The sequence below is a fragment of the Pseudomonas sp. KH_017 genome (genome assembly GCF_057840285.1).
On sequence record NZ_CM174509.1, the window covers coordinates 2429579 to 2455405 of the forward strand.

The following is a 25827-nucleotide window of genomic DNA, read 5'->3' on the forward strand; positions in this document are numbered from 1 at the left end:
ATTGTGTCGATAAATTTCATCTTTGCGGCACGGACATATTAATTCGCTTCTACTAAAATACTTTCCGTTCGCCCAGTGTCAGGGCTCTTTACCAGTGCATGGATTGCCGAGGCCATTGCACTGGGCGAACACTTTGTTTGCTGCACTGAAAGTTTTGGATATAAAAAAACGGGCGACCTGTAGGTCGCCCGTTTTTTATTGAGTTATGAGAAATCGTTCAGTCATGTTTTTTTTTGACTTGAACAACATCGGCCAACGTGGCGAAACACTGCTCGATCGAACGCCGCTGGCTCTCCCCATACAGTCCCAACTCATCGATCGTCGAACGCCCCAGGGCCTGTTCGAACGCTTGCTGGTTGGCATGCGCGCCGTAACGGGTTTGCGCCGCATCCCCCAGGTTTGACTGAAAAATCCCCGCCGCGCTGACCGGCAGGAAATCTTCGTACACCAGCGGTTCAACCCGCAGGTAACCGTCACTGAGCAGGTCTTCCAGGGGCGCGTTTTTCAGGTCACCCGCCGCCAAGCCTTTTTCCGTCACGAAGTAGCGGAAGTAAGCCAGGCCCTGTTGGCGCATGCCTTCCCAGGTGTCAGGGAATTCGCTGAAATGCTGCACCATCAGGGCGTTATAGCGTGCGGCGTTGGCTTCGTTGGGGAAGTCCTTGAGTTCGTCCCGTGCGGCATTGAGCAAGCGGTCGTAGAGTGCGCGGCCTTTGGGCGTGAGGGCGACACCGCGCTGTTCGATCTCGCCGAACCGGGCACTGTGGCTGCCGCGCGCCTCGCTTTGATCGGTAAAGGCAATCGGCTCGTCCAGGGCCTTGAAGCTGGTCTGGCGCAGCAGGATCGGACACTGGCGGCGAGGCGGGCCTTCGATCACCGCTTTGGGGGTGATGCCATGGGCCGGCATCTGCGCCTGGACGATGTCGATGTCCAGGGTCCGTGGCGTCAGGTGGTTGATGTGCGGGCCCTTGAACGCCACCACGTCGGCGATCAGTCGATGCTGGGCGCTGAGCTGTCGATACTGTTCGGCGGTGACGGTGGCGCTGTGGTGCCAGCGAAACGTTTCCAGTGCCTGCTCGACGAACGCCTGGGCTTCCTGCTCGGTCAGGCCACCCCGGGATTCGGCGCGTTCGATGAGCGTGAGGGCCGTGGGGGTGAAGATCGAGCGCTGGTCGAGCATCGACTGGGCGAACGCGCGCAGCGCCAGGTCTTCGATCAGTTCCAGGCGCAACAGCGAAGTGAACACCCGGAACGGGCTGACCTGCAACGACGCTTCATGCACTGCGCGAAACGCCGTGGAGTGCACCGGCACGCCAGCCGGTGTCAGGTCGTAGTAACCCACCGGTTGCATGCCCATCACCGCGAACAGGCGGGCGAGGGTCGCCAGTTCATCGGCCGTACCGACGCGGATCGCCCCATGACGTTCCAGGTCCAGGCGCTCGATTTCGCCGGTGCTGGTGAGCTGCCGCAGGATTTGCCCATCGCTGTCCAGCACGTGACGGTTAGTCTGTTCCACCAGCTCCATCAACTCGCCGTACAACGGCACTTCCTCGCGGTACATGTCGGACATCGCTTTGGAGAAGCGTTGGCGGATCAGGTCAGGGCTGACGAAGTTCGGGTGGTTCATGAACAGGATTCCTGGCGCGGTGACGTAAAGGATGGACGAAAGATCGCAGCCTTCAGCGCCGGCGACAAACGAAGTTTCTGACGAACTTCATTCTGCAAAGGACTGCATGTCTAGGGGGCGTTCTCACTTAGTTTCCCTACCGCGCCGGGGAAACTAATTGAGAACGCCCCCTAATGCAGTCGTTGATCCTGAGGGCTCTCCGAGCGCAGCGATGCCAAAAACTCGCGATACAGGCGCGCCGAACCGTATGGCGCTTCCACCATGGGCATGTGTCCGATGGCGTCCCAGATATGCACGCGCAGGTCGGCGATGCCTTTGCTCCAGACCGCCACGCTGCTGACATCGATCAGCCGGTCCTTGCGCCCCCACAGCAACAGCGCCGGGGCGGTGATGTCGGGCAGATGCGGTTCCATCGGCGGGCTGGCGCGAAATTCGCGGAAGATTTCTTCCAGCTCCTCGCGGGATTGTTCATAGCGCTGGGCGACGGCATCGAGCACCAGTTTCGGTACCCAGGGCGGCGAAGCCATGGTCATGGCGTAGAAGCGCTGGAATTCTTCCCGCGAATGAATCAGAAACGGGTTGTGGCCCTTGGCCAAATGCCGCTCAAGGTCACTGGGTTCGGGGGAGGTGACCCCGGCCGGGTCGATCAGGGCCACGGATGCAATGCGCTCCGGGTAAGTGGCCGCGAGCCAGGCCGCCATGTAGCCGCCCATGGAGTTGCCGATGACATGGACTTTCTCCACCCCGCACACGTCCAGCAGCTGGATCATGCGCTTGGCTTGCAGCGGGATGTCGTAGCCGCCGCCCGCCTTGAAGCCGGTTTCGCCATGGCCGGCGATGTCCGGGATGATCACCCGATGGCTGCCGACAAAGTGCCGGGCGAAACGCAGCCAGAGGTTCTTGTCGGCGCTGAAGCCATGGAGCATCAGTACACTGCTGGTGGCCTCGTACGGCCCGCCTTGCCAGGTCGAGACGGTCATCTCGGGGATGGGCACGACGATCTTGTGCAGCCGGTACAACTTGGCCTCGGCCGCCATGTTCAAGTCATAGAGCCAGTAGCCGATGGCCGGGTAGGTCAGCCAGCTCCAGGTGACGAACACTGCGAGAACGACGAACAACAAAAGCATCACGCGTCTCCCTTGTATCTGCTCAGGACAAAATGTGATCGGCGGGTTTCAGCGCCCGGGTCAAGCGATGAAAACTGAAGCTGAACCCCGGAAACATGGCAATCACATGACCGCTCTTGCTTTGATACCAGCTGTGGCAACCACCGGATTTCCACACAGTGCGTTCCATTTCCCGGTGGATCATTTCAGTGTAGGTACGTTCCGCCTCATGGCGAACTTCGATGCTGCGTAAACCTTGATTCTTCAAGGTGCGAATGCAGTCGAGGATGTAATTCATCTGGGATTCGATGATGAACAGCGCCGAGGTGTGGCCGATGCCGGTGTTCGGCCCGGTGACGATGAACAGGTTGGGGAAATCGGGCAGGGCGGTGCCGAGGTAGGCCCGCGGGTACTGCGCCCAGACCTCCTTGAGACGGGTGCCGTTTTTGCCCGTTACCGGGTAGGAAATCACCCCATCGGTGGCGTCGTAGCCGGTGGACCAGACGATCAGGTCCAGCTCAATGTGCTGGCCATCGAGGGTCGCGATGCCGGTTTCGTCGATGGCCGCGATGCCTTGCTCGCGGCTGTGCAGCGTCACGTTGTCGCGCGCCAGTGCCGGGTACAAGGTGCTGGACAGAATCACCCGTTTGCAGCCGATGGTGTAGTCCGGCGTCAGTTGGCGCCGCAGTTCGGCGTCCGGCACTTGGCGTTTGAGAAAGCGCAGGGCCTGGCGCTGGACCATGTGCACGGCCGGCTTCGAATACTTGAAGGCAATCACCCGGGTTTCGAATTGCCAGTAGATCCCCCAGCGCAGCAGCTTGTAGGCCGGCTTGAACCCCAGCAGCCAGCGCTGGAAACGGCCAAAGCTGCGGTCAGCCCGGGGCAATACCCAGTGGGGCGTGCGCTGGAACACATGCAAGTGCCCGACGTCCGGGGCAATGGCCGGAATGACCTGGGCCGCACTGGCGCCGCTGCCGACGATGGCCACGCGTTTTTGTCGGTAGTCGTAGTGGTGGTCCCAGTTGTTGGTGTGGAACGTCTTGCCTTGAAAGCGTTCCTGTCCGTCGAAGTGCGGCACCACCGGTTGACTCAGCGGCCCGGTCGCGTTGATCAGGAACTGCGCGCAAAATGTACCTTTGCTGGCGGTGTACAGCGTCCAGCGCTTGTGGGTGTCGTCCCATTCGACGCGCTCGACATTGGCGCCCAGTTCCACTTTGTCCCGCAGGCCGAAGTGTTCCACCACGTGGCGGGTGTAGCGGTGCAATTCGGCCTGTTCGGCGAACATTTGCGTCCAGCGATACGGAGCGAAAGACAAGGAGTACAGCGGTGAGGGCACGTCGACTGCCGCGCCGGGGTAGGTGTTCTGGCACCAGGTGCCGCCGAAGAAATCCCGCCGCTCCAGCAGGCGCAAATCGTCGATGCCGGCCTTGAGCAAATTAATTGCCGCACACTGGCCGCCAAACCCGCTGCCGATGATCAATACTTGAAAGGTCTGCATGGGCCTCCTCTTATGGTCATTGATCAACCCTTCTTTCATGTATAGCCGTTTCTGGAGACGAGGCTTTTGCTTTTATGCGAGCGTGATGTCGCGATATTCAGTCCGTCAGTCGGTGATGGCTATTTGATTTCACCCTGATAGACTCCAGCGCATAGGCACAGGCTGTTGTCGAATTCCGTCGAGTGGCACAGAGGCCCTATGGAAAAATCGGGAGGAACGGGATATTCATTGGCCAGGAGGCTCTATACATCGCGAATCCTGGGGGTGGCCCTCGGGTTGGTATGCGTGAGCGCGGCGATGTATCCACTCGATCCGGCGCCCTGGGTCTGGGGGTTCATGTGGTTCAATGGCCTGGTCTGGCCACACCTGGCCTACCAATGGGCGCGCCGGGCCAGAAAGCCTTATCACGCTGAACACCGCAATCTGCTGATCGATGCCTTTCTCGGCGGCTTCTGGATTGCCGCGATGCATTTCAATCCACTGCCCAGCGCGACCACCATTTCCATGATGGCCATGCACAACGTGGCCATCGGTGGCATTCGCTTCCTGCTGGCCGGGACGGCCGCGCAAGTATTGGGCGTGGGCGTTGGCCTGCTGATTTTCGCCCCGGCGTTCATTCCTGCCACCAGCCCGTTGCAGCTCTATGCCTGTTTGCCGTTACTGTGCCTGTATCCGCTGGCGCTGGGCTGGATCTGCTTCCGCCAGGCCCATACCCTCGGCCGTCAGAAGCGTGAACTGCTGGCACTGAGCCGCACCGACAGCCTGACGGGCCTGCTGAACCATGGCGCCTGGAAGGACCAGATGGAGGTCGAGTTCCAGCGTTGCAAACACCAGCAAAAAGGCGGGGCGATCGCGCTGATCGACATCGACCATTTCAAAGCCATCAACGACACCTACGGCCATGTTGCCGGCGACATCGTTCTGCGCCAGTTGAGCAAAATGCTCAAGCAGAGCCTGCGAACGGCCGATATGGCCGGGCGCTACGGCGGCGACGAGTTTTGCGTGATCCTTCCGGACCTGCCCCTGAACCGCGCCGCCGCCGTCATGGATGCCCTGCGCGATCGCTTCGCCACCTTGGGGTACAAGCAGAACCCGGCGCTGAAAGTCAGCCTGAGCATTGGCCTGGCGTCATTCAACCCGGCCCATGGCGACGCGACGCTTTGGCTCAACGACGCCGATCATGCGCTATACGAAGCCAAGACCACCGGGCGCAATCGTGTGATCTGTTGCGGTAACGGGAAACCCTATCGCGAACTGCTCGACTCGGTGTGACTGTCCAGCGCAAGACCTGTGGGAGCGGGCTTGCTCGCGAAGGCGGCGTGTCAGGCGGCATGGATTTTGGCTGTGATGGCCCCTTCGCGAGCAAGCCCGCTCCCACAGTTGATTTCTGTTGAACACAAATCTTGTATTCACTCCGAATCCCTGTGGGAGCGGGCTTGCTCCGGGCGGCGATCCGACGAAGGCGTCGAGCCGGTCTAGTCCGTCACTCCTTGACGCTCATGAACTCCTCCGCGTAGCGGATGTATTCCTCCGGTTGCGTGTAGGTGTGCGTCAGCTCGGTGGCGCTCAGGTCCGAGGTCTGGGTGAGGATCTGGCGTTGCTCGCGCAGGCTGTCGTAGGTCGCCTTGATCGCGGCGAAGTACGCGCCATGGCCGTCGATGGTCACGCGCACCCCCAGTTCGGCCAGGCGCTTGTCATCGCGTAGCAGCGGGTTGCCGTAGGTCACCAGCATCAGCGGCACGCTCAGGTGCTCGGCGATCTGCTCCAGATGGTCGAAGTCCTTTACACCCACCATGCAGATCCCGTCGGCCCCGGCGCTCTGGTATTGCCGGGTGCGGCTGATGATTTCCTGCACCGGCAGAATTCCGGCGTGGGTGCGGGCGATGATCGCCATTTCCGTATCGCAGCGGGCTTCCAGTGCCGCGCGGATCTTGCCGACGCCTTCGGCGACCGTGATCAGGTCGGTGGATTTGCGGCCAAACTGCGCGGGCAACAGGGTGTCTTCGATGGTCAGCGCAGCGACGCCGGCACGTTCGAGTTCGACGATGGTACGCATGACGTTGAGCGCGTTGCCGTAGCCGTGGTCGGCGTCGGCAATCACCGGCAACTGGGCGACACGGCCGATGCGGGTGGCCTGTTCAGCGAACTCGCTGAGGCTGATCAGGGCAAAGTCGGGGGCGCCCAGCACTTGCAGCGAGGCGACCGAACCCCCGAGGATCCCGACTTCGAAGCCCAGGTCGGCGGCGATGCGGGCCGACATCGGGTCGAAAACCGAGGCCGTGTGGTAGCAGGTGTCGGAGGCGAACAGTTGGCGAAAATTACGGCGCAAATCTTGATGGGAAAGCCTGGACATATGAGTTCCACCAATGGAATGGAAGGGCTTGAGCAAAAGTGTCAACGCCAAAGAAATAAAAGGCTATCACGCGCGCCGGGGGAGAATGATGACGAATTTGCTGGGTAAGACCGATTGACGTCGCAACGATGGAACTGATAGGTCACGCCGCCTCGGCCTGTTGCCGTTGGTCAAGCAGCGGCACGGCGCGCACCGAGTCACCGGGTTGCAGCTGCAGGCGCTTGGCGGTCAGGCGATCAACCACCAGGCTGTTGCCCACCTGTCGGGCCGGGGCGCAGGTAATGCGACAGTTTTCCAGGCGGCGGTTGTGGATCAGCCAGAGGGGCGCTTTATCGTCCGACGAGTCGATGGACAGTATCAGCGGTTGACTGTCGCGCACGGTGCGGATCCCGGAAACCGGGGCTTCAAGGACCGGTCCGCCGTCGAAGATATCGATGTAGCCATTGTGGGCAAACCCTTCGGCGCTGAGGATTTTCAGGGCCGGCTCGGTGTTCGGGTGGGCCTTGCCGATCACTGCCTGGGCCTGTTCGGTGAGCAGGCAGGTGTACAGCGGCTGGCGCGGCATCAGTTCGGCGATGAACGATTTGTTGCCCAGCCCGGACAAGTGATCGGCGTAGCTGAAATCCATCTTGAAAAAGTGCCGGCCGAGGCTGTCCCAGAATGGCGAGCCACCTCGTTCGTCGGCACTGCCGCGTAATTCGGCGATGAGCCGGTTGCCGAACAGCTGCGTAAACTCGGCTACAAACAACAAACGCCCGAGCGAAAGCAAACGGCCGTTGCTGCCCTGGCGCTGATCGGGACGCAGGTACAACGAGCTGACTTCCGATTGCCCGGTCAATTCATTGCTCAGGAACAGGGTCGGGATCTGGCGCTGGATTCCCAGGTCCGCTGAAGCGCTGACCGTCAGTCCGACCCGGTAGTTGTACCAGGGCTCGCGCAGACCGACGGCACCTGTCAGGGCACTGACGCCCAGCACTTGCTGCTCGTCATCCTCGAGCACGAACAGGTAGTCGGCATCGGCCCGATCGACCTGCCCGGCGAAGGTGCGTTGGGCCCAGCGAATCCGGTGGGCCAGGCGTTCTTCGTCGGCCGGCAGGCTGGTAAGCCCCGGAACGGCCTGACGCACCAGCTTGAACAGGGCGGGCAGGTCGGTGATCTGCACCGGACGGACAATCATGCGGCTGCTCCTTGTGCGCGTGTGCTCGGGCGTTGAATCTGGCGGGCATTCACAGGGCGATCAGCCTGATCGGGCTGCCCTCGGTCACCTTCAGCGCCTCGCACATGGCGGCATCCAGCGTCACAGGTTGTCCGGCGATGTAATCAAGATCGGCGACGATGGCCCGATAATCCGTCAAGGACTCGTTGCTCACCAGAAAGCTGCCACGGGCATCGATCACCGGGCCAGGCTGCGTTACGCCGCACTGGCTGTGGGCGATGGAGCGAATGCCCGCGGTGCGCGCATAGAGCGTCGGGCCTCCATCGAACAGATCGATGTAACTGTTGGTTTCGAAGCCTTCACGTTCAAGGATATCGAAGGCTTCCTGGCCGTCGGGGTGGATGCTGCCGATGCAGTCCTGTGCCGCCTGGGGCAGCATGGGCACGTAGATCGGATACTGCGGCATCAGTTCGGCGAGAAAGGTGCGGCTCTGCAGGCCGCAAAGCCGTTCGGCCTCGACGTAGGGCAAGTCGAAGAAATGCTTGCCCACGGCGTCCCAAAATGGCGAGTGGCCTTCATCACTGCTGTAGCCGACGATCTCGGTGATCACCGTTTCGGAAAAACGCCGGGCGTGGGCAGCGATGAACAACAGGCGCGCCCGCGACAGCAGTTCGGAATGCGCGCTGCGTACCCGCGCGGCATCGATATGGAAGCCCCGCAGCAAGGTGTGGCCACTGAGGTCGTGACACAACGACAAGGCCGGTACGCCGTGCTCGATGTTCAGTTCCCGCGAGGCACTGGTGAAGTGCCGGTTGCGCAAACTGTAGAACGGCTCGCTGAACCCCGCCGTGGCGAGGATTTCCGAGCAGCCGACCAGGTGCTGTGTCGTCAGGTCTTCGAGTACAAAGAAATAGTTTTCCGGGCCATGAGCCTCGACGTCCTTCTCGAATGAGGCACAGGACTCGAGGATTTTTTCGCGCAACCGTTCGCTATCGTCGGGCAGGGACGTGACGCCCACGAGGCTTTCACGAGCCAGCCTCTGCAACTGGGGCAGGTCGGCCAACTCGACTGGACGCAAGACCAGCATGGAGACGCTCCTGTATCAAACGATTCGGCGGTTTGAGCCGAACCTGACTATCACTGTCGGTTTTTCCACACATTAAATCGGTGGTCGTCTGAATGTTGTCAGGCGCCACTCTTTTTCTTGTCGGATGTTTCTTGGGATGGACCGCATTAAACGAGGAACTGGCGGTTCGGCCGGAGGCGATGCCTGGCCAGACGCGTTGATCGGGTGTTCGAGAAAGGGCATCCGGGCTCCTGCTGGATGAGCGTGGCAAGTGTTTTAACAGTCCGTTGAAAGGAGTATTTAATTATCGCGTACTGCCTGTCTAGTGAATTTTCGCGTGGTCTGGCCGTGCCCGAAAAAGGGGCGAAGTGCCTGTGCCAAGGGGCTACGCCGATGTCGTAAAGTCTTGTAGGTGATTGCCTGCATTGCGGTCAGCCATGACAGAAAACCTGGCAGGAAATGACTGAAGGATCCGTTTCAAACAGGAAAATTAAACACCACCCGGGGCTGCTTTGTTGCGGCACAATTGCGCGATGGCAGTCACCTGACGCCGTCGTTCCTTTCCATCTTTAGAGTGATTGCTGGTGCAGGCGACCCGTTTAACCCTGATTTGTCACGCTCGAACCGTCGCACAGAAATTGGCGCGTTTTCCATTGGACGAGCCTCTGGAGATGGATTGGCAAGCGCTCAGGCTTTCCCGTTGCAATCAGTTCAAGGGCGCTCCACGCCTTGTCTGTGGCCCGGAGTTGCGCACCCGGCAAACCGCTGAACTGTTCGGCAGCTCGCCGCAGATTATCGACGCGCTGAGGGACTGCGACTTCGGGCGCTGGAGCGGTGTGCGCATCGGTGAGCTGCAAAAAACCGAAGCCCAGGCGCTCCAGTATTGGTTGGTGGACCCGGCTTCGACACCCCACGGTGGTGAGTCGCTGGTGCAACTGGAGGAACGGGTGGACGGGTGGTTGACAACCTTGCAATCGACGCCGGGGCACATCGTGGCCATTACCCATCCCTTTGTCATCCGTGCCGCGCTGACGCAGGTATTGCAGGGGGCATCGTCCAGCCTGATCGACGTCGAACCCCTGTCGGCTGTCGAGTTGCGGTTCCATGGTTGCTGGCGGCTGCGTTTGCCGGGCACCGACCCCGAGGACTTGCTGTGATGAAAAAACTCCTGGTCATCGGGATCGGTGCCGGCAACCCCGACTACATCACGATGCAAGCGGTGAAGGCGTTGAATCAGGTCGATGTTTTTTTTCTCATGGACAAGGGGGAGAGCAAAGACAAACTCATCGAATTGCGGCGCGAAATCTGTGAACGCTACATCACCGGCCACGATTACCGTTTGGTCGAAGCCCACAGCCCTGAGCGTGAGCGCGGTGAGGTGGACTACAAGACCAGTGTCGACGACTTGAACCTGGCCAAACAACAGACCTTCGAACGGCTGATCAATGAAGAACTGTCCGACGGCCAGTGTGGTGGTTTTCTGGTGTGGGGCGACCCGGCGCTGTACGACAGCACCATCCGTATCCTTCTGGCGATCCAGGCTTCAGGAACCTGTGCGTTCGAGTTCGAGGTGATCCCCGGCATTACCAGCGTCCAGGCGTTGGCGGCACGGCACAAGGTGCCGCTCAACCAGATTGGCCGCTCCGTTGAAATCACCACCGGCCGGCGTTTGGCGGCGGGGCAGGTGAGCGATGCCGACAGCCTGGTGGTGATGCTCGATGCCCAGGATGCTTACCATCAGGTGGTGGATCAGGACTTCGAGATTTACTGGGGGGCCTATTTGGGGACGCCGGATGAAATCCTGATCAGCGGCAGGCTCAAGGATGTGGCGGATGAAATCGAACGGGTGCGCAAGGCTGCAAGGCTGGCCAATGGCTGGATCATGGATACCTATCTGTTGCGCAAGCCTTGATCAGTGGGTGACCGGGCTGACGCCTTCGCGAGCAAGCCCGCTCCCACAGTGAATCTCCAGTGTTCACACTATCTGTGTGGGAGCGGGCTTGCCCGCGAAGAGGTCCTTGAGAACACCTCAAAAACCAGCATCGCCCCCACGCCCAAACCGCTCCCGATACACCGAAGGCGGTACGCCAACCACCGTGCGGAACGCCACCCGAAAGCTTTCCACCGAGCGATAACCACAACGTTCGGCTATCTGCTCGGTGTTCTGGTCGCTGCTTTCCAGCAGTTCGCGGGCGCGGCCCAGTCGTTCATGCTGCAACCAGGTTTTCGGTGACTGGCCACTGGCTTCAGTAAAGCGACGCAGGAAGGTGCGTTCGCTCATGGCGGCTTCGCTGGCCAGGTCGCGCACCTCCAGTGGTTCGTGCAAACGCTCACGCGCCCACTGCATGACGCGGGAAAGATCGCTGCGTGGTGTAGGGCTGACCGGCGTCGGAATGAATTGCGCCTGGCCACCGCTGCGTTGCGGCGACATGACCAGGCGCCGGGCCACGGAGTTGGCCACCTGGGTGCCGAAATCCCGCGCCACCAGGTGCAGGCAGGCATCGATGCCTGCGGCGCTGCCGGCGGAGGTGATCAACTGGCCGGAATCGACATACAGCACGTCCGGGTCCACCAGGATGCCGGGAAACCGCTCGGCCAGTTCCGAGGTGTAGCGCCAGTGCGTGGTCGCACCGTGGCCGTCGAGCAACCCGGTGGCGGCGAGGACGAATACACCGGAGCAGATCGACAGCAACCGCGCGCCCCGCGCATGGGCCTGACGCAGGGCGGCGATCAGCTCGGCGGGCACTGCGGCGCTGCGGTCGCGCCAGCCGGGAATGATGATGGTGCGGGCATCGGCGAGCAATTCCATGCCGCCATCGGCCAGCACCTGGATGCCGCCCATGGCACGCATCGGGCCTTGATCGACCGCGACGATGCGATGCTCGTACCACGGAAAATCGAATTCAGGCCGTGGCAGGCCGAAGATCTCCACGGCAATGCCGAACTCGAACGTGCACAGGCCGTCGTAGGCCAGAATCGCGACCATTCCTGGGGTGGGGTGCATTTGGCGGAAAGTTCCCGGTGAGTGTCTTGTGCGCCACTGTAGCCGCAAGTGGCTGGCGGATAAAGTCTTCCCACACCCACCGCTTCTTTGGAGTACAGCCCATGACCAGCCTGGTTCGCGAAATTCCCGCCGCCCCCTCGGCCATCGCCCTGATGCATTTCAGCAACCGTCTGACGTTCGAAACCGATTGTTCCGACGTCCACGGCAGCCAGCAGGCTGGCGAAGTCGATTTCATTCTGGTGGATGTTCGTGGCCCGCTGGCGTTCGAACACGGGCATGTACCGGGAGCGATCAACATTCCCGGGCGCCTGCTGAGCGCCGAAGGTTTGGCGGGTTATCCGAAAAGCAGCCTGTTTGTGGTCTATTGCGCCGGGCCTCACTGCAACGGTGCCAACAAGGCGGCGGTGAAACTGGCGGCCCTGGGTTATCCGGTCAAGGAGATGATCGGCGGCGTGACCGGTTGGCTGGATGAGGGGTTTGAGTTGAGTGTCGGGGTGCAGCGGCAAACCAGCAGCGTGGTCGGTTGCGAATGCTGATACCCAAGCCCCCTCGCCACAGGTATGTATTTCAGCGAAAGGAAGTGGCCGCCCACCACTCATCCAGCGTTGCCTCTAACCACTTGGCGACTGCTGCGTAAGCTTCAGTCTCCTGCGGCCCCCGTGGCAACGGCGAATCATCGCCAAAATGCGCATTGAGCAGGGCCACCGACTCGGCGTTCCACTCCGGATGAAACTGCAACCCCAGCCGCGTCGGCCCGGCGCGGTACATCTGCTGCGCACAGTGCTCGCTGCTGGCCAACAGCTGCGCGGCAGGCGGCAGGTCGATGACGTCTTCGTGCCACTCCAGCACCTTCAGCGTTTGCCCATCGATAAAGCTTACGGTGGTCCATCCGGTTTCGCTCCGGTCCATCCGCCGTACATTCCCGCCCATGCTCAACGCCAGCAACTGTGCCCCCAAGCATATGGCGAACACAGCCGCGTCCTGATCCAGACTGCCTCTGAGCCATTGCCGTTCGGCTTCCAGCCAGGCCGGACCGGCATTGGATTCGTAAGGCCCGCCCAACAGGATCACGGGATCGGCGTTGACGGGCGGCAATTGGCCGAGGTCGGCGCGAAACACCTTCAGCGTCAGCCCTCGGGATTCGGCCCAGATGGCGATAGCGCCCGGACCTTCGGCGGGGTGGTGCTGGATCAGGTTCAACGTTGGCATCACGCTACTCTCGATGGGACGCTAGGGCGCTCAATGTGCCGCAAAACACCGGGCATCGCCAGTCGTCCCATTCTGTCGGATTACGCCTGAAAACCTGTAGGTCCGTTCTGAAAGCGCGGTATGTCTGACAGTCTTTGCACCGTCATGGCGTGTTCACCTCGACACCTCCCTCCGGGTGCCACTTTTCTATAAATATTTGTCGCCTCGGCGTAATTTGCCCTCCTGTAGCCGCTCTAGACTGCCGGCCACTTCGGTTCCCGCTCACGAAGCGAGACCGAACGCTGCCAATCGAAGCTGCCAATAAAAGCCTCCGCACACAGGAGTTATAAATGAAGAAGCTAGTGATGTTCGGTGCCCTGGCACTGTCGATGTTGTCCCTGACCGCCGTGGCTGAAGACGCCAAGCCGATCCGCATCGGTATCGAAGCCGGCTACCCGCCATTCTCGATGAAAACCCCTGACGGCAAACTCACCGGTTTCGACGTGGACATCGGCGATGCGCTGTGCGAGCAGATGAAAGTCAAGTGCACCTGGGTCGAGCAAGAGTTCGACGGCCTGATCCCTGCGCTGAAGGTCAAGAAAATCGACGCCATCCTGTCGTCCATGACCATCACTGACGACCGCAAGAAGAACGTCGACTTCACCATCAAGTACTACCACACCCCGGCGCGCTTCGTGATGAAGGAAGGCAGCGACGTCAAGGACCCGCTGACCGAACTCAAGGGCAAGAAAGTCGGTGTGCTGCGCGCCAGTACCCACGACCGCTTCGCCACTGAAGTGCTGCAACCGGCAGGGATTGTCCTGGTGCGCTACGGCTCCCAGCAGGAAGCCAACCTGGACATGGTGTCTGGCCGCATTGACGCGCTGCTGGCCGACTCGGTCAACCTGGACGACGGTTTCCTGAAAACCGACGCCGGTAAAGGTTTTGCCTTCGTCGGTCCTGAGTACAACGATCCGAAATACTTCGGTGGCGGCGCCGGCATTGCCGTGCGCAAGGGCGATACCGCCCTGGCCGAGAAATTCAACACAGCGATCACCGAAATCCGCGCCAACGGCAAGTACAAGCAAGTGCAGGACAAGTACTTCAAGTTTGACGTTTACGGCGAGTAATCCAGCCGTTTGGAAAAGTGGCAACCGTCAGGCGCGGTTGCCATTTTTTTTGTGCAATCATTTTCAGCACAGAGAGACCTGTGGGAGCGGGCTTGCTCGCGAAGGCGTCGTGTCAGGCAACAGTGATGTTGAATGTACCGACGCCTTCGCGAGCAAGCCCGCTCCCACAATGGTGACCTTGCTATTCAGGAGTATTTCCATGCAACGCATCGACCACCAACTGCCCTGGAGCCACCTGGGCAGCGAGCGCACCCTCAGCGTGTTTCGTTATGGCGCAGGCACGCGCAAGGTGTACATCCAGGCCAGCCTGCACGCCGACGAATTGCCGGGCATGCGCACGGCCTGGGAGTTGAAGAAACGCCTGGCCGAACTTGAACAGCAGGGACAACTGAACGGTGTGATCGAACTGGTGCCGGTGGCCAATCCCATTGGCCTCGACCAGCACTTGCAAGGCAGCCACCTGGGGCGTTTCGAGCTCGGCAGCGGCAAGAACTTCAACCGCTCGTTCGTCGAACTCAGTGCGCCGGTGGCTGCGTTGATCGGTGATCGTCTCGGCACCGATGCCCAGGCCAACATCGCGCTGATTCGCCAGACCATGGGCCAGGTCCTCGACGGCTTGCCGGCAGCGCCATCGCAGCTGGAAGCCATGCACCGCCTGTTGCTGCGCCATGCCTGCGACGCCGACATCACCCTCGATCTGCATTGCGACTTCGACGCCGCGATCCACATCTACGCGTTGCCGCAGCACTGGCCGCAATGGCAATCCCTGGCGGCGCGCTTGAAGGCCGGCGTGGCGTTGTTGTGTGAAGACTCCGGCGGCAGCTCGTTCGATGAATCCTGTTCTGCACCATGGTTGCGCTTGGCCAGGGCGTTCCCGGCGGCGGCGATTCCACCGGCCAACCTGGCGACCACCCTGGAGCTGGGCAGCATGGGTGACACCCGGGTCGACCAGGCCCAAGCCAATTGCGAGGCCATCCTCGGGTTCCTCGCCGAGCAGGGTTTCATCTCCGGCACCTGGCCGGCGGCACCGGCCGAATTCTGTGAAGGCATGCCATTGGAAGGCACCCAATACCTGTTCGCCCCGCATCACGGCGTGGTCAGCTTCCTGCGTGAGGCCGGGGAGTGGGTGGAGAAGGGCGATGCACTGTTCGAGGTGGTCGACCCGTTGAGCGACAAGGTCACCACCGTGCAGGCCGGCACCAGTGGCGTGCTGTTTGCTATCGATCGTGGACGCTACACCCAGCCCGGCAGCTGGCAGGCGAAGGTCGCCGGGCGGGAGCCGATTCGGGTGGGCAAGTTGATCAACGACTGAGCCAGGAATTTTCTTTGTCTGTACTGGCCTCTTCGCGAGCAAGCCCGCTCCCACAGTTGAATGCATTTCAAATGTGGGAGCGGGCTTGCTCGCGAAGACGGCATCAGCCACGCCCGAGATGTTCCTGCCTACTGAGCAGTGTTAGGCTCTTCCCCGAATCCTGCATTCAGTGAAGGAAGACCCATGTTGAAGATGCTCGCGCTGCTCACGCTCCTGGTATCCACTGCCGTCCACGCCCAAACCCCGCTGCAAACCGACTTGCCGCTCAAGTACCTGGAGCAGGCCAGCTCCGATTCGAACCATCAACCCTTGGTGATTTTCCTCCACGGTTACGGCAGTAACGAGCAGGACCTGTTCGGCATCAAGGATGACTTGCCCGCGTCCTACACTTACCTGTCAGTGCGGGCACCCTTGGTGATGGAGGCGGGTAGCTATCAGTGGTTTCGCAAGAAGGGCGAAGGGGCCTACAACGGCGAGACCGATGATCTGAAGTCCAGCGGCCAGTTACTGCTGGATTTCGTCGCACAGGCCACGAAGAAATATCACACCGAACCCGAGAAGGTGTTCCTGGTCGGCTTCAGCCAGGGCGCGATCATGTCCTACGAAACAGGCCTGCGACATCCCGAGGCGTTCGGTGGGATCGCTGCGTTGAGCGGGCGGATTCTGCCGGTGCTCAAGTCCGAGCTCCAACCGGATGAAAAACGCCAGTCGCTGGCGATTTTCATCGGTCATGGCGAGCAGGACAAACGCCTGCCATTGAGCGACGGCACCGAAGCCAACAGCCTGCTGCAGAGCGTGTCACTCGAGCCCGAGTTTCACGCCTACCCCGGTGTCGGTCACAGCATCAGCGCCGACGAGATACAGGACTTGAGCGCCTGGTTGCAGCGTCTGAACCCTTAGCCTTATTTCCCGCTGACGATCTGTTTGACCAGGGTTTCGTGGGCCGCCATGTCGCCTGGGCGGGAAATCACCTGGATCACTGCCATGCGAGTGCCGGATGCCGCCATCAGCGTGGTGGTGAGGGTCATGCCGCCGCCCTGCGTGGCAGTGCCGTCGATCTGGCGCAGGCCCAGCCCGGTTGTCCGGGTCAGGGCTTTCTCGCTGAGCTTGTTGTAGTCGGGCAGTGATGTGTGTTGCGCCGCTTCGAAATCGGCCACGGTGCCGTCGAGGAACCCGCCGTCGTTGTCCTTGACGCTGACACCGTTGGGCAGGGTGTTTTCAGCGGCGATCACCACGGTCTTGGTGGTTTCATTGCTGTACAGGGTGCCACTGGCACCGTCCGGGCTGGCGGGCAGCGGGTTGGCGATGAAACCCTTGGGCAGGTTGAAGGTGAACTTGTCGCCGAGCATCGAGACTTTGTGGGCGGGCGCATCGCTGGAAGCGGCCTTGGCGGCCTGCGCATTCAAAGCCCCAAGGCCGGTAGCGGCGGCCAGCAGCAGGACAAGGGCTCTTTTACTCAACAATGACATCGGAATCTCCAGGGATGGGCGCGCGGTGGGGCGCGATCATCCCATGGAGGTTGTGATGCATTCCAGCGTGCTCTACCGAGCGGTCACTTGGGTGAGGTCGCTTTCCCGTGGCGAGGGGGCTTGTCACAAAGTTCAGCACAGCCAACCGGCCGCGCCAGCAGACGCTTGGTCACGCCCAGCATGGTCACCGACACCGCGACGCCCAGCACAAAAGCGTTCATTCCCATCGTCGGCAGGGCCAGGGCCAACACCAGGCAGAAGGCGGCGAACGAGTACATGCCGGTGGCGGTAGCGCGCAGCAGCGCGGCGGTAAAGGCCGGGCCACGGGTTTGCTGGGAGAACACCGCCATCACGCTGCCCAATACCGGGAACACCGCCAGCAGGCCGCTCCAGCGGTCGCCGACGGTGCTGGCCAGCAGCGTGACGACCAGGGTGAGCAATGCACCGGCCACCATGCGCAACAGGAGCTTGTCGGATTTCGGCGCCGGGCCACTGAGCACCGGTTGCACGGTGGGGAACAGGTACGGCGCGGCGAGCAGCGCGGTGGCGGCGGCGCACACCGAAAACACCAGGGAGGGCGGGATCAGTGAGAGGGCAACCGCCACCAGCGCCCAGACCGACAGCGAGATCATCAACGCCAGCGGCCATCCGGCCCGTTGTGCGACCTGGGCGTAGGTCACGCAGAACGCGATCATCGCGAACATGGCTGACAGCGCGGCGGTGGCCGATTGCGCGGCGAACGCCTGGCCTTGTTCGAGGGCGAGGAACAAAAGGATCGGCCCGACCACCACCGGCAACCCCGACAACCAACCGGCCACGCTCGGCCCCCAGCGTTTGCCAGCCAGGGAAATCAGTAGCAGGAAGCTTGGGATCACCAGCAACTTGAGGATCAACACGCGCACATCTCCGACCTGTGTGAGGTGGCAACGGTAACATTGCATCGGATAGATTGCTTTATGTGTATGTGCATTTTGTATACAAAAATAGAGCCATTATTGGAAATTGTACGAAAGGGTCTATTGCGTATACGTTTTTTTGGGCATCCCGCGATGAGGCCAATCTGCCATGAACCGCCAACGAACACCGCTGCGCCATGGTCTGTGGCTGCTTGTCTTGCTGAGCTGCCAGGCCCTGGCCAATTGGCAGGATTCGCTGCCCGGTGCGCAAATCCTCGGCAGTGGTGAGTTTCGCAAGTACGGCTTCGATGTCTACAGCGCACGGCTCTGGAGTACCTCGCGGCCCCTGGCGGGCGATCAGCCGTTCGCTCTGGAGCTGATCTACCAGCGCAGCATTTCCCGTGATGACCTGGTGAACGCCAGCGTCAGGGAAATCAAGCGACTCGCCGGCACCTCGGTCAGTGCCGAGCAACTGGCGTCCTGGCAGGCGCAGATGCACCAGTCGTTCGTCGACGTGCAGGCCGGCACGCGGCTGACCGGTGTCTATCTGCCGGGGCAGGGCGCGCGGTTTTTTCTCGGTCAGCAGTTACTGCGTGATGTGCAGGACCTGCAATTCGCCAAGGCGTTTTTTGCCATCTGGCTCGATCCGCGTACCAACAACCCCGAGTTGCGCCAGCAGTTGCTGGGCGCGGCCCCGTAGACTTTGCGTTTTGCCGGGCCTGGCCCGAGGTTTGTGGTGATCAGTGGGGCGAACGGTTGGTTGATTCTGCAGTTTTTGGGGTAACTCGTCGGGCCCCTTCGCGAGCAAGCCCGCTCCCACAGTGGATCGCGTTCGTCTGGACAACTTGGTCAATTGTGGGAGCGGGCTTGCTCCGGGCGGCGTTCCGACGAAGAACGATGACGCGGTCTAACTGAAAAAAACACAGACAAAAAAGAACCCGGTGCGACTTGCATCGCACCGGGTGTTTTTCCAGACGGTCACGGATCTTCGTGGGTCCCCGCGCCGTCTGTTGAACGCTGTTGGCTTACGCCCGTTCGAGCGCCAGTGCCACGCCCTGACCACCACCGATACACAGGGTGGCGAGGCCTTTCTTGGCGTCACGCTTGAGCATTTCATGCAGCAGGGTCACCAGCACGCGGCAACCCGAGGCACCGATCGGGTGACCCAGGGCAATGGCCCCGCCGTTGACGTTGACCTTGTTCAAGTCCCATTCCAGGTCCTTGGCCACCGCCAGGGATTGGGCGGCAAAGGCTTCGTTGGCTTCGATCAGGTCCAGTTGATCGATGTTCCAGCCGGCCTTGTCCAGGCAGCGGCGAGTGGCCGACACCGGGCCGATACCCATGATCGCCGGATCGACGCCTGCGTTGGCGTAGGAGGCAATTTTCGCCAGGACCGGCAGGCCGAGGGCCTTGGCTTTTTCCGCGCTCATCAGGATCACGGCCGCGGCACCGTCGTTCAGCGACGAAGCGTTGCCGGCGGTCACCGAGCCGTCCTTCTTGAAGGCTGGCTTGAGCTTGCCCAGGGATTCGGCGGTGGTGCCGGCCCGTGGCTGCTCGTCGGTGGCGAAGGACAGCGGATCGCCCTTGCGCTGCGGGATCAGGATCGGCGTGATTTCATCGACGAAGCGCCCGGCTTCGATCGCCGCCACGGCTTTCTGCTGCGAGGCGGCGGCGAACGCGTCCTGCTGCTCGCGGCTCAGGCTGTATTTCTCGGCCAGGTTCTCGGCGGTGATGCCCATGTGGAAATCGTTGAACGCATCCCACAGGCCATCGCTGATCATGGTGTCGACGATTTGCCCGTTGCCCATGCGCAGGCCGGTACGGGCACCGGGCATGACGTAGTTGGCCAGGCTCATGTTTTCCTGGCCACCGGCGATGATCACCTCGGCGTCGCCGCAGCGAATCGCCTGGGCGCCCAGGTGCAGGGCTTTAAGACCCGAGCCGCAGACCTTGTTCAAAGTCATGGCCGGTACAGCGAAGGGCAGGCCGGCCTTGATCGCGGCCTGGCGCGCAGGGTTTTGCCCGGCGCCGGCGGTCAGCACCTGGCCCATGATCACTTCATCGACTTGCGCAGGATCCAGGCCGGTTTGCGCCAGCAGCTGACGGATCACCGCAGCGCCCAGGTCAACCGCGGACACATTGGCCAGGGATCCCTGGAAGCTGCCGATCGCGGTGCGCGTGGCGGCAACAATGACGACTTCTTGCATGGAATGATTCCTCACTGGGCAGCGAACTGCATTTCCGGCACGTGGTCCGGCACGATCAGTTTACCGGCAGTCTTGGCGACGATCTCTTCGACGCTGACACCCGGTGCACGTTCTTTGAGAATGAACGCGCCGTTTTCGATTTCCAGGTAAGCCAGGTCGGTCAGTACGCGCTTGATGCACCCGGCGCCGGTCAGCGGCAGGCTGCATTGGGACAACAGCTTGGACTCACCATCCTTGGACGCGTGGGTCATGATGACGATGATGTTGTCGGCGCCGGCAACCAGGTCCATCGCGCCGCCCATGCCCTTGACCAGTTTGCCCGGGATCATCCACGAGGCGATGTTGCCTTGCACGTCCACTTCAAAGGCGCCCAGCACGGTCAGGTCGACATGACCACCGCGGATCATCGCGAAGGACTCGGCGGAGGAGAAGATCGACGCGCCGGTACGTGCGGTCACGGTTTGCTTGCCGGCGTTGATCATGTCGGCATCGATGGTTTCTTCGGTAGGAAAAGGACCCATGCCCAGCAGGCCGTTTTCCGACTGCAGCATGACTTCCATGCCTTCTGGGATGTAGTTGGCGACCAGGGTCGGAATGCCGATGCCCAGGTTCACGTAGAAGCCGTCCTGCATTTCGCGGGCGACGCGTTGAGCCATTTGTTCGCGGGAAAGTGCCATTGTCGTTATTCCTTCATTCGGTCCGGGGGCAGGGGATCACTTACGCACGGTGCGCTGTTCGATGCGCTTCTCGAACGTGCCGCAGATGATCCGGTCGACGTAGATGCCAGGGGTGTGGATCTGCGCCGGGTCCAGCTCGCCGGGTTCAACGATTTCTTCGACTTCGACCACGGTGATCTTGCCGGCGGTGGCCGCCAGCGGGTTGAAGTTCTGCGCGGTGTGGCGATAGATCACGTTACCGAAATGGTCGGCTTTCCAGCCTTTGACGATGGCGAAGTCGCCGGTGATGGACTCTTCCATCAGGTACTTGCGGCCATGGAATTCGCGTACTTCCTTGCCTTCGGCGACTGGCGTGCCAACGCCGGTGGCGGTGAAGAAGGCCGGGATGCCGGCACCGCCTGCGCGCATTTTTTCAGCGAGGGTGCCTTGCGGGGTCAGGGTGACTTCGATTTCGCCCTTGAGCAGTTGCTCTTCGAACAGCTTGTTTTCGCCGACGTAGGAGGCCACCACTTTGCTGATCTGGCGGTCGGTCAGCAGTACGCCGAGGCCGAAACCGTCGACGCCGCAGTTGTTGGAAACCACGGTGAGGTCGCGGGTGCCCTTGCGCTTGATCTCGTTGATCAGGTTTTCCGGGATCCCGCACAGGCCGAAGCCGCCAGCGATCACGGTCATGCCGTCTTCAAGACCTGCCAGAGCTTCCTCGTAGGAACTCACGCGCTTGTCGAAACCTGCCATATGCACCTCTTTTATTCTTTGTGGGCGGCTGGCTAGCCGAATGGAATGGAGTGTCTCGCTGCAAGATTCATTTGTTAAGTTGTTTTTTAGATCTGATTGATTGATAAAGCTCATTAAATCGCTGCTTTAATCTTGCAGCTTGAAGCTTGTAGCTTACAACTGGAGCGAAGCGACTATGACCGTCAAGCAGATCCGCGCCTTTCTGGCCGTGGCCCAGAGCCTGAGCTTTGCCGTGGCCTGCGAGCGCCTGCACCTGTCGCAATCGGCCCTGAGCCTGACCATCAAGGCGCTGGAGGAGGGCCTCGGCGGGCGCTTGTTCACCCGCACCACGCGCAACGTGGCGCTCACCGCCGAAGGCGAATCCCTGCTGCCGCTGGCGCGCCGGTTGATCGCCGACTGGGACAATGTCGAGGATGAAATGCGCCAACGCTTCACCCTGCAGCGCGGTCGCGTGACCCTGGCGGCGATGCCGTCGTTCGCCGGCAACCTGCTGCCGCCGATCCTCAAGACCTTCCGCGCCCGTTATCCGAATGTCAACGTGACGGTCAATGACGTGATCAACGAGCAGGTGCTGGAAATGGTCCGTGACCGCCAGGTGGAGCTTGGGGTGGCGTTCGAGCCGACCCAGAGCTCGTCGCTGCAATTCACGCCGTTGTACATCGACCGCTTCGTCGCCGTGGTGCCCCTGGATTCGGCGCTGGCCGAACTCGATGACATCGACTGGCAGACCCTGCTCAAGGAACCGTTCATTACCTTGCAGCGTCCGTCGACGGTGCGGGTGATGCTCGAAGAACACTTGCAGACCCGGGGCATGAAGCTGCCGGTGGAGTTTGAAAGCCATCAACTGGCGACGGTCGGGCGCATGGTCGCAAGCGGTTTGGGGGTGAGCGCGGTGCCGGCCTTGTGTGCCGGGCAGATGCGTGAACTGGGTGCGCGTTGCATTACCTTGCGCGACCCGGTGGTGGAGCGGGCGCTGGGGGTGTTGACGTTGCCTGGGGGAGAGCTGTCGGCGGCGGCGCAGGCGTTGTTTGATGTGCTGAAAGAGGAAAACCTTGGGCAACGTTTCTCCATGAACTGAGCACAGTCCCTTGTGGGAGCGGGCTTGCTCGCGAAGAGGCCGGCACATCCAATAGAGATATTGGCTGACCCACCGCTTTCGCGAGCAAGCCCGCTCCCACAGGGATCGGGTTTCGTCAGTTGCCAAGTAGCTTCGCCAATATCGGCAACAACCGCTCGCACGACCCCTCGATCTTCAAGTCCAGCATCTCATCGGCCCGGGTCTTGCCCAGGTTGATCGCAATCAACGGCTTGCCCTGATCCACCACCGCCCGGCACAAGCGAAACGCCGAATAGGCCATCAACGACGAGCCAACCACCAACAGCCCGGCAGCCTGTTCGACGGTCGCCATCGCCTTGGCCGCCGTGGCCTGTGCGACGTTCTCGCCAAAAAACACCACGTCCGGCTTCATCCGTTCCCCGGCGCAATGCGGGCAGCGGGGGACCTGGAAGCGTGCCTCGAAGGCCGGGTCGAGCAAGGTGTCGCCGTCCGGCGCCTGCACCGCATCGACGCCGGCCAGGTACGGGTTCTGTGTTTCCATCAGGTGCTGGATCGAATCGCGCTCGCTGTGCCGGCCGCAATCCAGGCACAACACCCGGTGCAAACTGCCGTGGAGTTCGATCACGTCACGGCTGCCGGCCTGGTCGTGCAGGGTGTCGACGTTCTGGGTGATCAACCCGCTGATCTGCCGCGTGCCTTGCAAACGGGCCAGGGTGTCGTGGGCCACGTTCGGCTGTGCCAGTCGCACCCGTGGCCAGCCGAGCATCGCCCGCGCCCAATAGCGCCGCCGGGACTCCGGGGCCGAGAGAAACTCCTGATACATCATCGGCTGCCGGCCCCGTCGCACGCCCTGGTTGTCGCGATAATCCGGGATGCCCGAGGGCGTGCTGATACCGGCACCGGTCAGCACAGCAAACGGCGCGTCGGCCATGAACTGATGGAGGCGATCGAGTTGGTCACGTGTCTGGCGGTCGAGCATGCCGGGAAACCTGTAGGAGCGAGCTTGCTCGCGATGGTCGTCAACGATAACACTGTAAGCCTGACACCCCGCGGTGTGATCGCGCTTATCGTCGGATCGCCGCCCGGACCAAGCTCGCTCCTACAGAGATACCGCGGGGATTATTTACGCGCCTCCAGAATCAGGTTGAACGGCGTTTCCGTGGCCCGGCGAAAACGGGTGAATCCGGCCTCGCTGAACACTTTGCGCAACCGCGCTTCACCTGCCTGGGCACCCAGGCCGAGGCCGACTTCCTGGGACAGCGAGTTGGGCGTGCAGATGAAGGTCGACGCCGCGTAGAACAGGCGTCCGACCGGGTTGACGTTGTCGTCGAGCAGATCGTTGGCGTAGGGCTCGACCAGCAGCACCGTGCCGTCGTCCTTCAATGACTCATAAGCATGTTTGGCCGCACCCACCGGATCGCCCATGTCGTGCAGGCAGTCGAAGTAGCAGATCAGGTCGTAGTCGCTGCCGGGGTAGCTTTTTGCGTTGCCTTGGAAGAACCTGGCCCGGCCGGACACACCCCCTTCTTCGGCCCGTTGGGTGGCAACGGTAACGGACGGCGCGTGGTAGTCGAAACCGACGAAGCGTGAATCCGGATACGCCTGGGCCATGATCACCGTCGAGGCGCCATGGCCGCAGCCGATGTCCGCTACTTTGGCCCCGGCCTCCAGTTTGGCCACCACGCCGTCGAGGGCGGGCAACCATTCGGCGACCAAATGGGCTTTGTAGCCGGGGCGGAAGAAGCGTTCTGTGCCGCTGAACATGCATGGATGGTGATCGCCCCAGGGCAGGGCGCCGTCGCCGCGCATTGCTTTGACCAGTTTGTCCTTGTCATGGAAAAACGACGCGACCACGCCGATCCCGCCCGCCACATAAACCGGTGAGTCTTCGATTGCCAAAGCCATGGCCTGCTCTTCGGGGAGGCGGAACTGGCCGTCACGGTGTTCCATGTAGCCCGAGGCGGCGTGGGCACTGAGCCATTCGCGCAGCAGGCGAGTGTTGCAGCCGGTTTTCTCGGCAAGGGTTTCGGGGGTGATCGGCTGACTGTCGGCCATCGCCCGATACAGGCCGAGTTCTTCACCGAGGATGACGTTGGCGAGCATCGCCGCGCCGCCCATGTCATTCACCAGTTTGCCCATGAAATCGTTGAGTCTGGCCTCGTCCATCATGTGTGCTCCTTCAGCAGGATCACGGTCCAGGGGCATTGTCTGGCGAGGTGCTCGCCGCTGGGCGGTGGTCGTGGGAATGTACAGGGCCCCACGTGGGCCCTGTGTGCAGTAAGTTTAGTTCGGGCCCCGTACCGCGCGGTCTGGCGCGACGAAAGCTACATGTTCCTGACGGACACCGGACCCACAGGGGATTTGTGCTGTGTATCTCACTGTATCTCACCGGCCTTTCGATACAGTCCCGCGCAACTTCAGACTCCAGCCGAACACAGTCCTGATACACCCCTTCGATTAACTCTGTCTCATGGCGGGTACCGGCTCGCGTCCTTGAACATCTTGTGAGATCGACACCATGCAGAGCTCCACTCCCCCCGTAGCCAAGGCTAGCGCAGGCCTGGGCCTGCGCCGCGGTTTAATGAAAGACCTCCAGGCCGCACCCGCAGGCGATTTCGACTTTCTGGAAGTCGCACCGGAAAACTGGATTGGCATCGGCGGTGCCCACGGCGCGGCATTGCGTGCCCTGGCTGAACGCTATCCGTTGTCCTGTCACGGTTTGTCCCTGTCCCTGGGCGGGCCGTCGCCGCTGGACGTCGACTTTCTGCATGAGGTTCGCAGCTTCCTTGATCACTACAACGTGCCGCTGTACAGCGAGCATCTGAGCTATTGCAGCGATGATGGTCACCTGTACGACCTGTTGCCGCTGCCGTTTACCGAGGAAGCGGTGCACCACGTCGCGGCGCGTATTCGTCAGGCCCAGGACATTCTCGGGCGGCGTCTGGCGGTGGAAAACGTTTCCTATTACGCCGCGCCCCGGCAAGACATGGACGAGGTGACCTTCACCAATGCCGTGCTGCGCGAGGCCGATTGCGATCTGTTGCTGGACGTCAATAACGTCTACGTCAATTCGATCAACCACGGCTTCGATCCGCAGGCGTTTCTCGCTGGCATCGATTCGGGCCGGGTGGTGGCGATGCACATTGCCGGGCATTTCGACGAGTCCGACACCTTGAAGATCGACACCCATGGCGCTTCGGTCAAACCGGCGGTGTGGTCGTTGCTGGCCCAGGCTTATGCCCGGTTCGGTGCGCAACCGACCTTGCTGGAGCGCGATTTCAACTTTCCGGCATTCGCTGAACTGGTGGCGGAATTGCAGACCATTCGCCGCTTGCAACAGGAGGTTTGA

Annotated in this window: 25 protein-coding genes; 10 read left to right on the forward strand and 15 right to left on the reverse strand. The window is 61.4% G+C overall.

Annotated features, from left to right (window positions below; genetic code table 11):
- Positions 1-217: 217 nt before the first annotated feature.
- The 3 genes from hglS to AC3IT6_RS11055 all read right to left on the reverse strand — a co-directional run bounded on the left by hglS (position 218) and on the right by AC3IT6_RS11055 (position 4228).
- Positions 218-1624 carry a 2-oxoadipate dioxygenase/decarboxylase HglS gene (gene hglS, locus AC3IT6_RS11045; RefSeq protein ID WP_489355443.1) on the reverse strand — a complete coding sequence of 469 codons (1407 nt, stop codon included), beginning with the start codon at positions 1622-1624 and terminating at the stop codon, positions 218-220.
- Positions 1625-1794: 170 nt separating this feature from the next.
- Positions 1795-2751 (reverse strand): alpha/beta fold hydrolase, encoded by a 957-nt coding sequence (locus AC3IT6_RS11050; protein WP_489355445.1) that lies wholly within the window; start codon positions 2749-2751, stop codon positions 1795-1797.
- A gap of 22 nt (positions 2752-2773) precedes the next feature.
- Positions 2774-4228: a flavin-containing monooxygenase gene (locus tag AC3IT6_RS11055; RefSeq protein WP_489355447.1), complete on the reverse strand. Its 1455-nt coding sequence runs from the start codon at positions 4226-4228 to the stop codon at positions 2774-2776.
- Positions 4229-4426: 198 nt separating this feature from the next.
- Here AC3IT6_RS11055 and AC3IT6_RS11060 point away from each other — a divergent pair, with 198 nt between their 5' ends.
- Positions 4427-5500 (forward strand): diguanylate cyclase, encoded by a 1074-nt coding sequence (locus AC3IT6_RS11060; RefSeq protein ID WP_489355449.1) that lies wholly within the window; start codon positions 4427-4429, stop codon positions 5498-5500.
- Between the two features lie 211 nt (positions 5501-5711).
- Here AC3IT6_RS11060 and AC3IT6_RS11065 read toward each other — a convergent pair whose 3' ends face one another.
- From AC3IT6_RS11065 to AC3IT6_RS11075, 3 genes are all read right to left on the reverse strand, one after another.
- Complete coding sequence (locus AC3IT6_RS11065) at positions 5712-6581, reverse strand: isocitrate lyase/PEP mutase family protein (RefSeq protein WP_489355451.1); 870 nt, start codon at positions 6579-6581, stop codon at positions 5712-5714.
- 142 nt (positions 6582-6723) lie between these two features.
- Positions 6724-7758, reverse strand: a complete 1035-nt coding sequence (gene astA / locus AC3IT6_RS11070; RefSeq protein WP_489355453.1) for an arginine N-succinyltransferase — start codon at positions 7756-7758, stop codon at positions 6724-6726.
- A 49-nt stretch (positions 7759-7807) separates the two neighbouring features.
- Positions 7808-8824 carry an arginine N-succinyltransferase gene (locus AC3IT6_RS11075; protein WP_489355455.1) on the reverse strand — a complete coding sequence of 339 codons (1017 nt, stop codon included), beginning with the start codon at positions 8822-8824 and terminating at the stop codon, positions 7808-7810.
- Positions 8825-9387: 563 nt separating this feature from the next.
- Between AC3IT6_RS11075 and AC3IT6_RS11080 the strand changes: the two genes are divergently transcribed.
- Positions 9388-9960: a histidine phosphatase family protein gene (locus AC3IT6_RS11080; RefSeq protein ID WP_150752945.1), complete on the forward strand. Its 573-nt coding sequence runs from the start codon at positions 9388-9390 to the stop codon at positions 9958-9960.
- Positions 9960-10715, forward strand: coding sequence for a precorrin-6A synthase (deacetylating) (gene cobF, locus AC3IT6_RS11085; protein WP_489355458.1), 756 nt, complete (start codon positions 9960-9962; stop codon positions 10713-10715). Before AC3IT6_RS11080 ends, cobF begins: the two co-directional genes overlap by 1 nt.
- A 117-nt stretch (positions 10716-10832) precedes the next feature.
- On the opposite strand, the gene ftrA is transcribed toward cobF, so the two are convergent.
- Entirely contained in the window at positions 10833-11807 is a 975-nt protein-coding gene (ftrA, locus tag AC3IT6_RS11090) for a transcriptional regulator FtrA (RefSeq protein ID WP_489355460.1), read from the reverse strand.
- Between the two features lie 101 nt (positions 11808-11908).
- On the opposite strand from ftrA, the gene AC3IT6_RS11095 reads away from it, so the two are divergent.
- Positions 11909-12343, forward strand: a complete 435-nt coding sequence (locus tag AC3IT6_RS11095; protein ID WP_489355462.1) for a rhodanese-like domain-containing protein — start codon at positions 11909-11911, stop codon at positions 12341-12343.
- Positions 12344-12374: 31 nt separating this feature from the next.
- Here the strand turns inward: AC3IT6_RS11095 and AC3IT6_RS11100 are convergent, their stop codons facing one another.
- Positions 12375-13016 (reverse strand): type 1 glutamine amidotransferase, encoded by a 642-nt coding sequence (locus tag AC3IT6_RS11100; RefSeq protein ID WP_489355465.1) that lies wholly within the window; start codon positions 13014-13016, stop codon positions 12375-12377.
- A gap of 329 nt (positions 13017-13345) precedes the next feature.
- Between AC3IT6_RS11100 and AC3IT6_RS11105 the strand changes: the two genes are divergently transcribed.
- The 3 genes from AC3IT6_RS11105 to AC3IT6_RS11115 all read left to right on the forward strand — a co-directional run bounded on the left by AC3IT6_RS11105 (position 13346) and on the right by AC3IT6_RS11115 (position 16337).
- Entirely contained in the window at positions 13346-14125 is a 780-nt protein-coding gene (locus tag AC3IT6_RS11105) for an ABC transporter substrate-binding protein (protein WP_150752940.1), read from the forward strand.
- A gap of 199 nt (positions 14126-14324) precedes the next feature.
- The gene (locus tag AC3IT6_RS11110) at positions 14325-15437 is read left to right on the forward strand and encodes a succinylglutamate desuccinylase/aspartoacylase family protein (protein WP_489355467.1); all 1113 of its coding nucleotides are present in this window, start codon (positions 14325-14327) and stop codon (positions 15435-15437) included.
- Between the two features lie 183 nt (positions 15438-15620).
- Positions 15621-16337, forward strand: coding sequence for an alpha/beta hydrolase (locus tag AC3IT6_RS11115; protein ID WP_489355469.1), 717 nt, complete (start codon positions 15621-15623; stop codon positions 16335-16337).
- Between the two features lie 2 nt (positions 16338-16339).
- Here the strand turns inward: AC3IT6_RS11115 and AC3IT6_RS11120 are convergent, their stop codons facing one another.
- Together AC3IT6_RS11120 and AC3IT6_RS11125 are read right to left on the reverse strand one after the other, a co-directional pair.
- On the reverse strand, positions 16340-16906 hold the full coding sequence (locus AC3IT6_RS11120; protein ID WP_489355471.1) for a hypothetical protein: 567 nt from the start codon (positions 16904-16906) through the stop codon (positions 16340-16342).
- An 83-nt stretch (positions 16907-16989) separates the two neighbouring features.
- Positions 16990-17802, reverse strand: a complete 813-nt coding sequence (locus AC3IT6_RS11125; RefSeq protein ID WP_489356525.1) for a hypothetical protein — start codon at positions 17800-17802, stop codon at positions 16990-16992.
- 169 nt (positions 17803-17971) lie between these two features.
- Between AC3IT6_RS11125 and AC3IT6_RS11130 the strand changes: the two genes are divergently transcribed.
- A complete protein-coding gene (locus AC3IT6_RS11130; RefSeq protein ID WP_489355473.1) occupies positions 17972-18502 on the forward strand; it encodes a chalcone isomerase family protein in 531 nt (176 codons plus the stop codon).
- A gap of 325 nt (positions 18503-18827) precedes the next feature.
- Here AC3IT6_RS11130 and AC3IT6_RS11135 read toward each other — a convergent pair whose 3' ends face one another.
- From AC3IT6_RS11135 to AC3IT6_RS11145, 3 genes are read right to left on the reverse strand one after another with little or no spacing between them, the layout of a single operon-like run.
- On the reverse strand, positions 18828-20009 hold the full coding sequence (locus tag AC3IT6_RS11135; RefSeq protein WP_489355481.1) for an acetyl-CoA C-acetyltransferase: 1182 nt from the start codon (positions 20007-20009) through the stop codon (positions 18828-18830).
- Between the two features lie 11 nt (positions 20010-20020).
- Entirely contained in the window at positions 20021-20686 is a 666-nt protein-coding gene (locus AC3IT6_RS11140; protein WP_008026717.1) for a CoA transferase subunit B, read from the reverse strand.
- A gap of 36 nt (positions 20687-20722) precedes the next feature.
- Positions 20723-21421: a CoA transferase subunit A gene (locus AC3IT6_RS11145; RefSeq protein WP_046043267.1), complete on the reverse strand. Its 699-nt coding sequence runs from the start codon at positions 21419-21421 to the stop codon at positions 20723-20725.
- 175 nt (positions 21422-21596) lie between these two features.
- On the opposite strand from AC3IT6_RS11145, the gene AC3IT6_RS11150 reads away from it, so the two are divergent.
- A complete protein-coding gene (locus AC3IT6_RS11150; RefSeq protein ID WP_223449162.1) occupies positions 21597-22499 on the forward strand; it encodes a LysR family transcriptional regulator in 903 nt (300 codons plus the stop codon).
- A 115-nt stretch (positions 22500-22614) separates the two neighbouring features.
- Here the strand turns inward: AC3IT6_RS11150 and AC3IT6_RS11155 are convergent, their stop codons facing one another.
- Complete coding sequence (locus AC3IT6_RS11155; RefSeq protein WP_489355483.1) at positions 22615-23457, reverse strand: NAD-dependent protein deacetylase; 843 nt, start codon at positions 23455-23457, stop codon at positions 22615-22617.
- Positions 23458-23597: 140 nt separating this feature from the next.
- Positions 23598-24644, reverse strand: a complete 1047-nt coding sequence (locus AC3IT6_RS11160; RefSeq protein ID WP_489355485.1) for a class I SAM-dependent methyltransferase — start codon at positions 24642-24644, stop codon at positions 23598-23600.
- A gap of 352 nt (positions 24645-24996) precedes the next feature.
- On the opposite strand from AC3IT6_RS11160, the gene AC3IT6_RS11165 reads away from it, so the two are divergent.
- A complete protein-coding gene (locus AC3IT6_RS11165) occupies positions 24997-25827 on the forward strand; it encodes an HvfB family MNIO-type RiPP peptide maturase (protein WP_489355487.1) in 831 nt (276 codons plus the stop codon).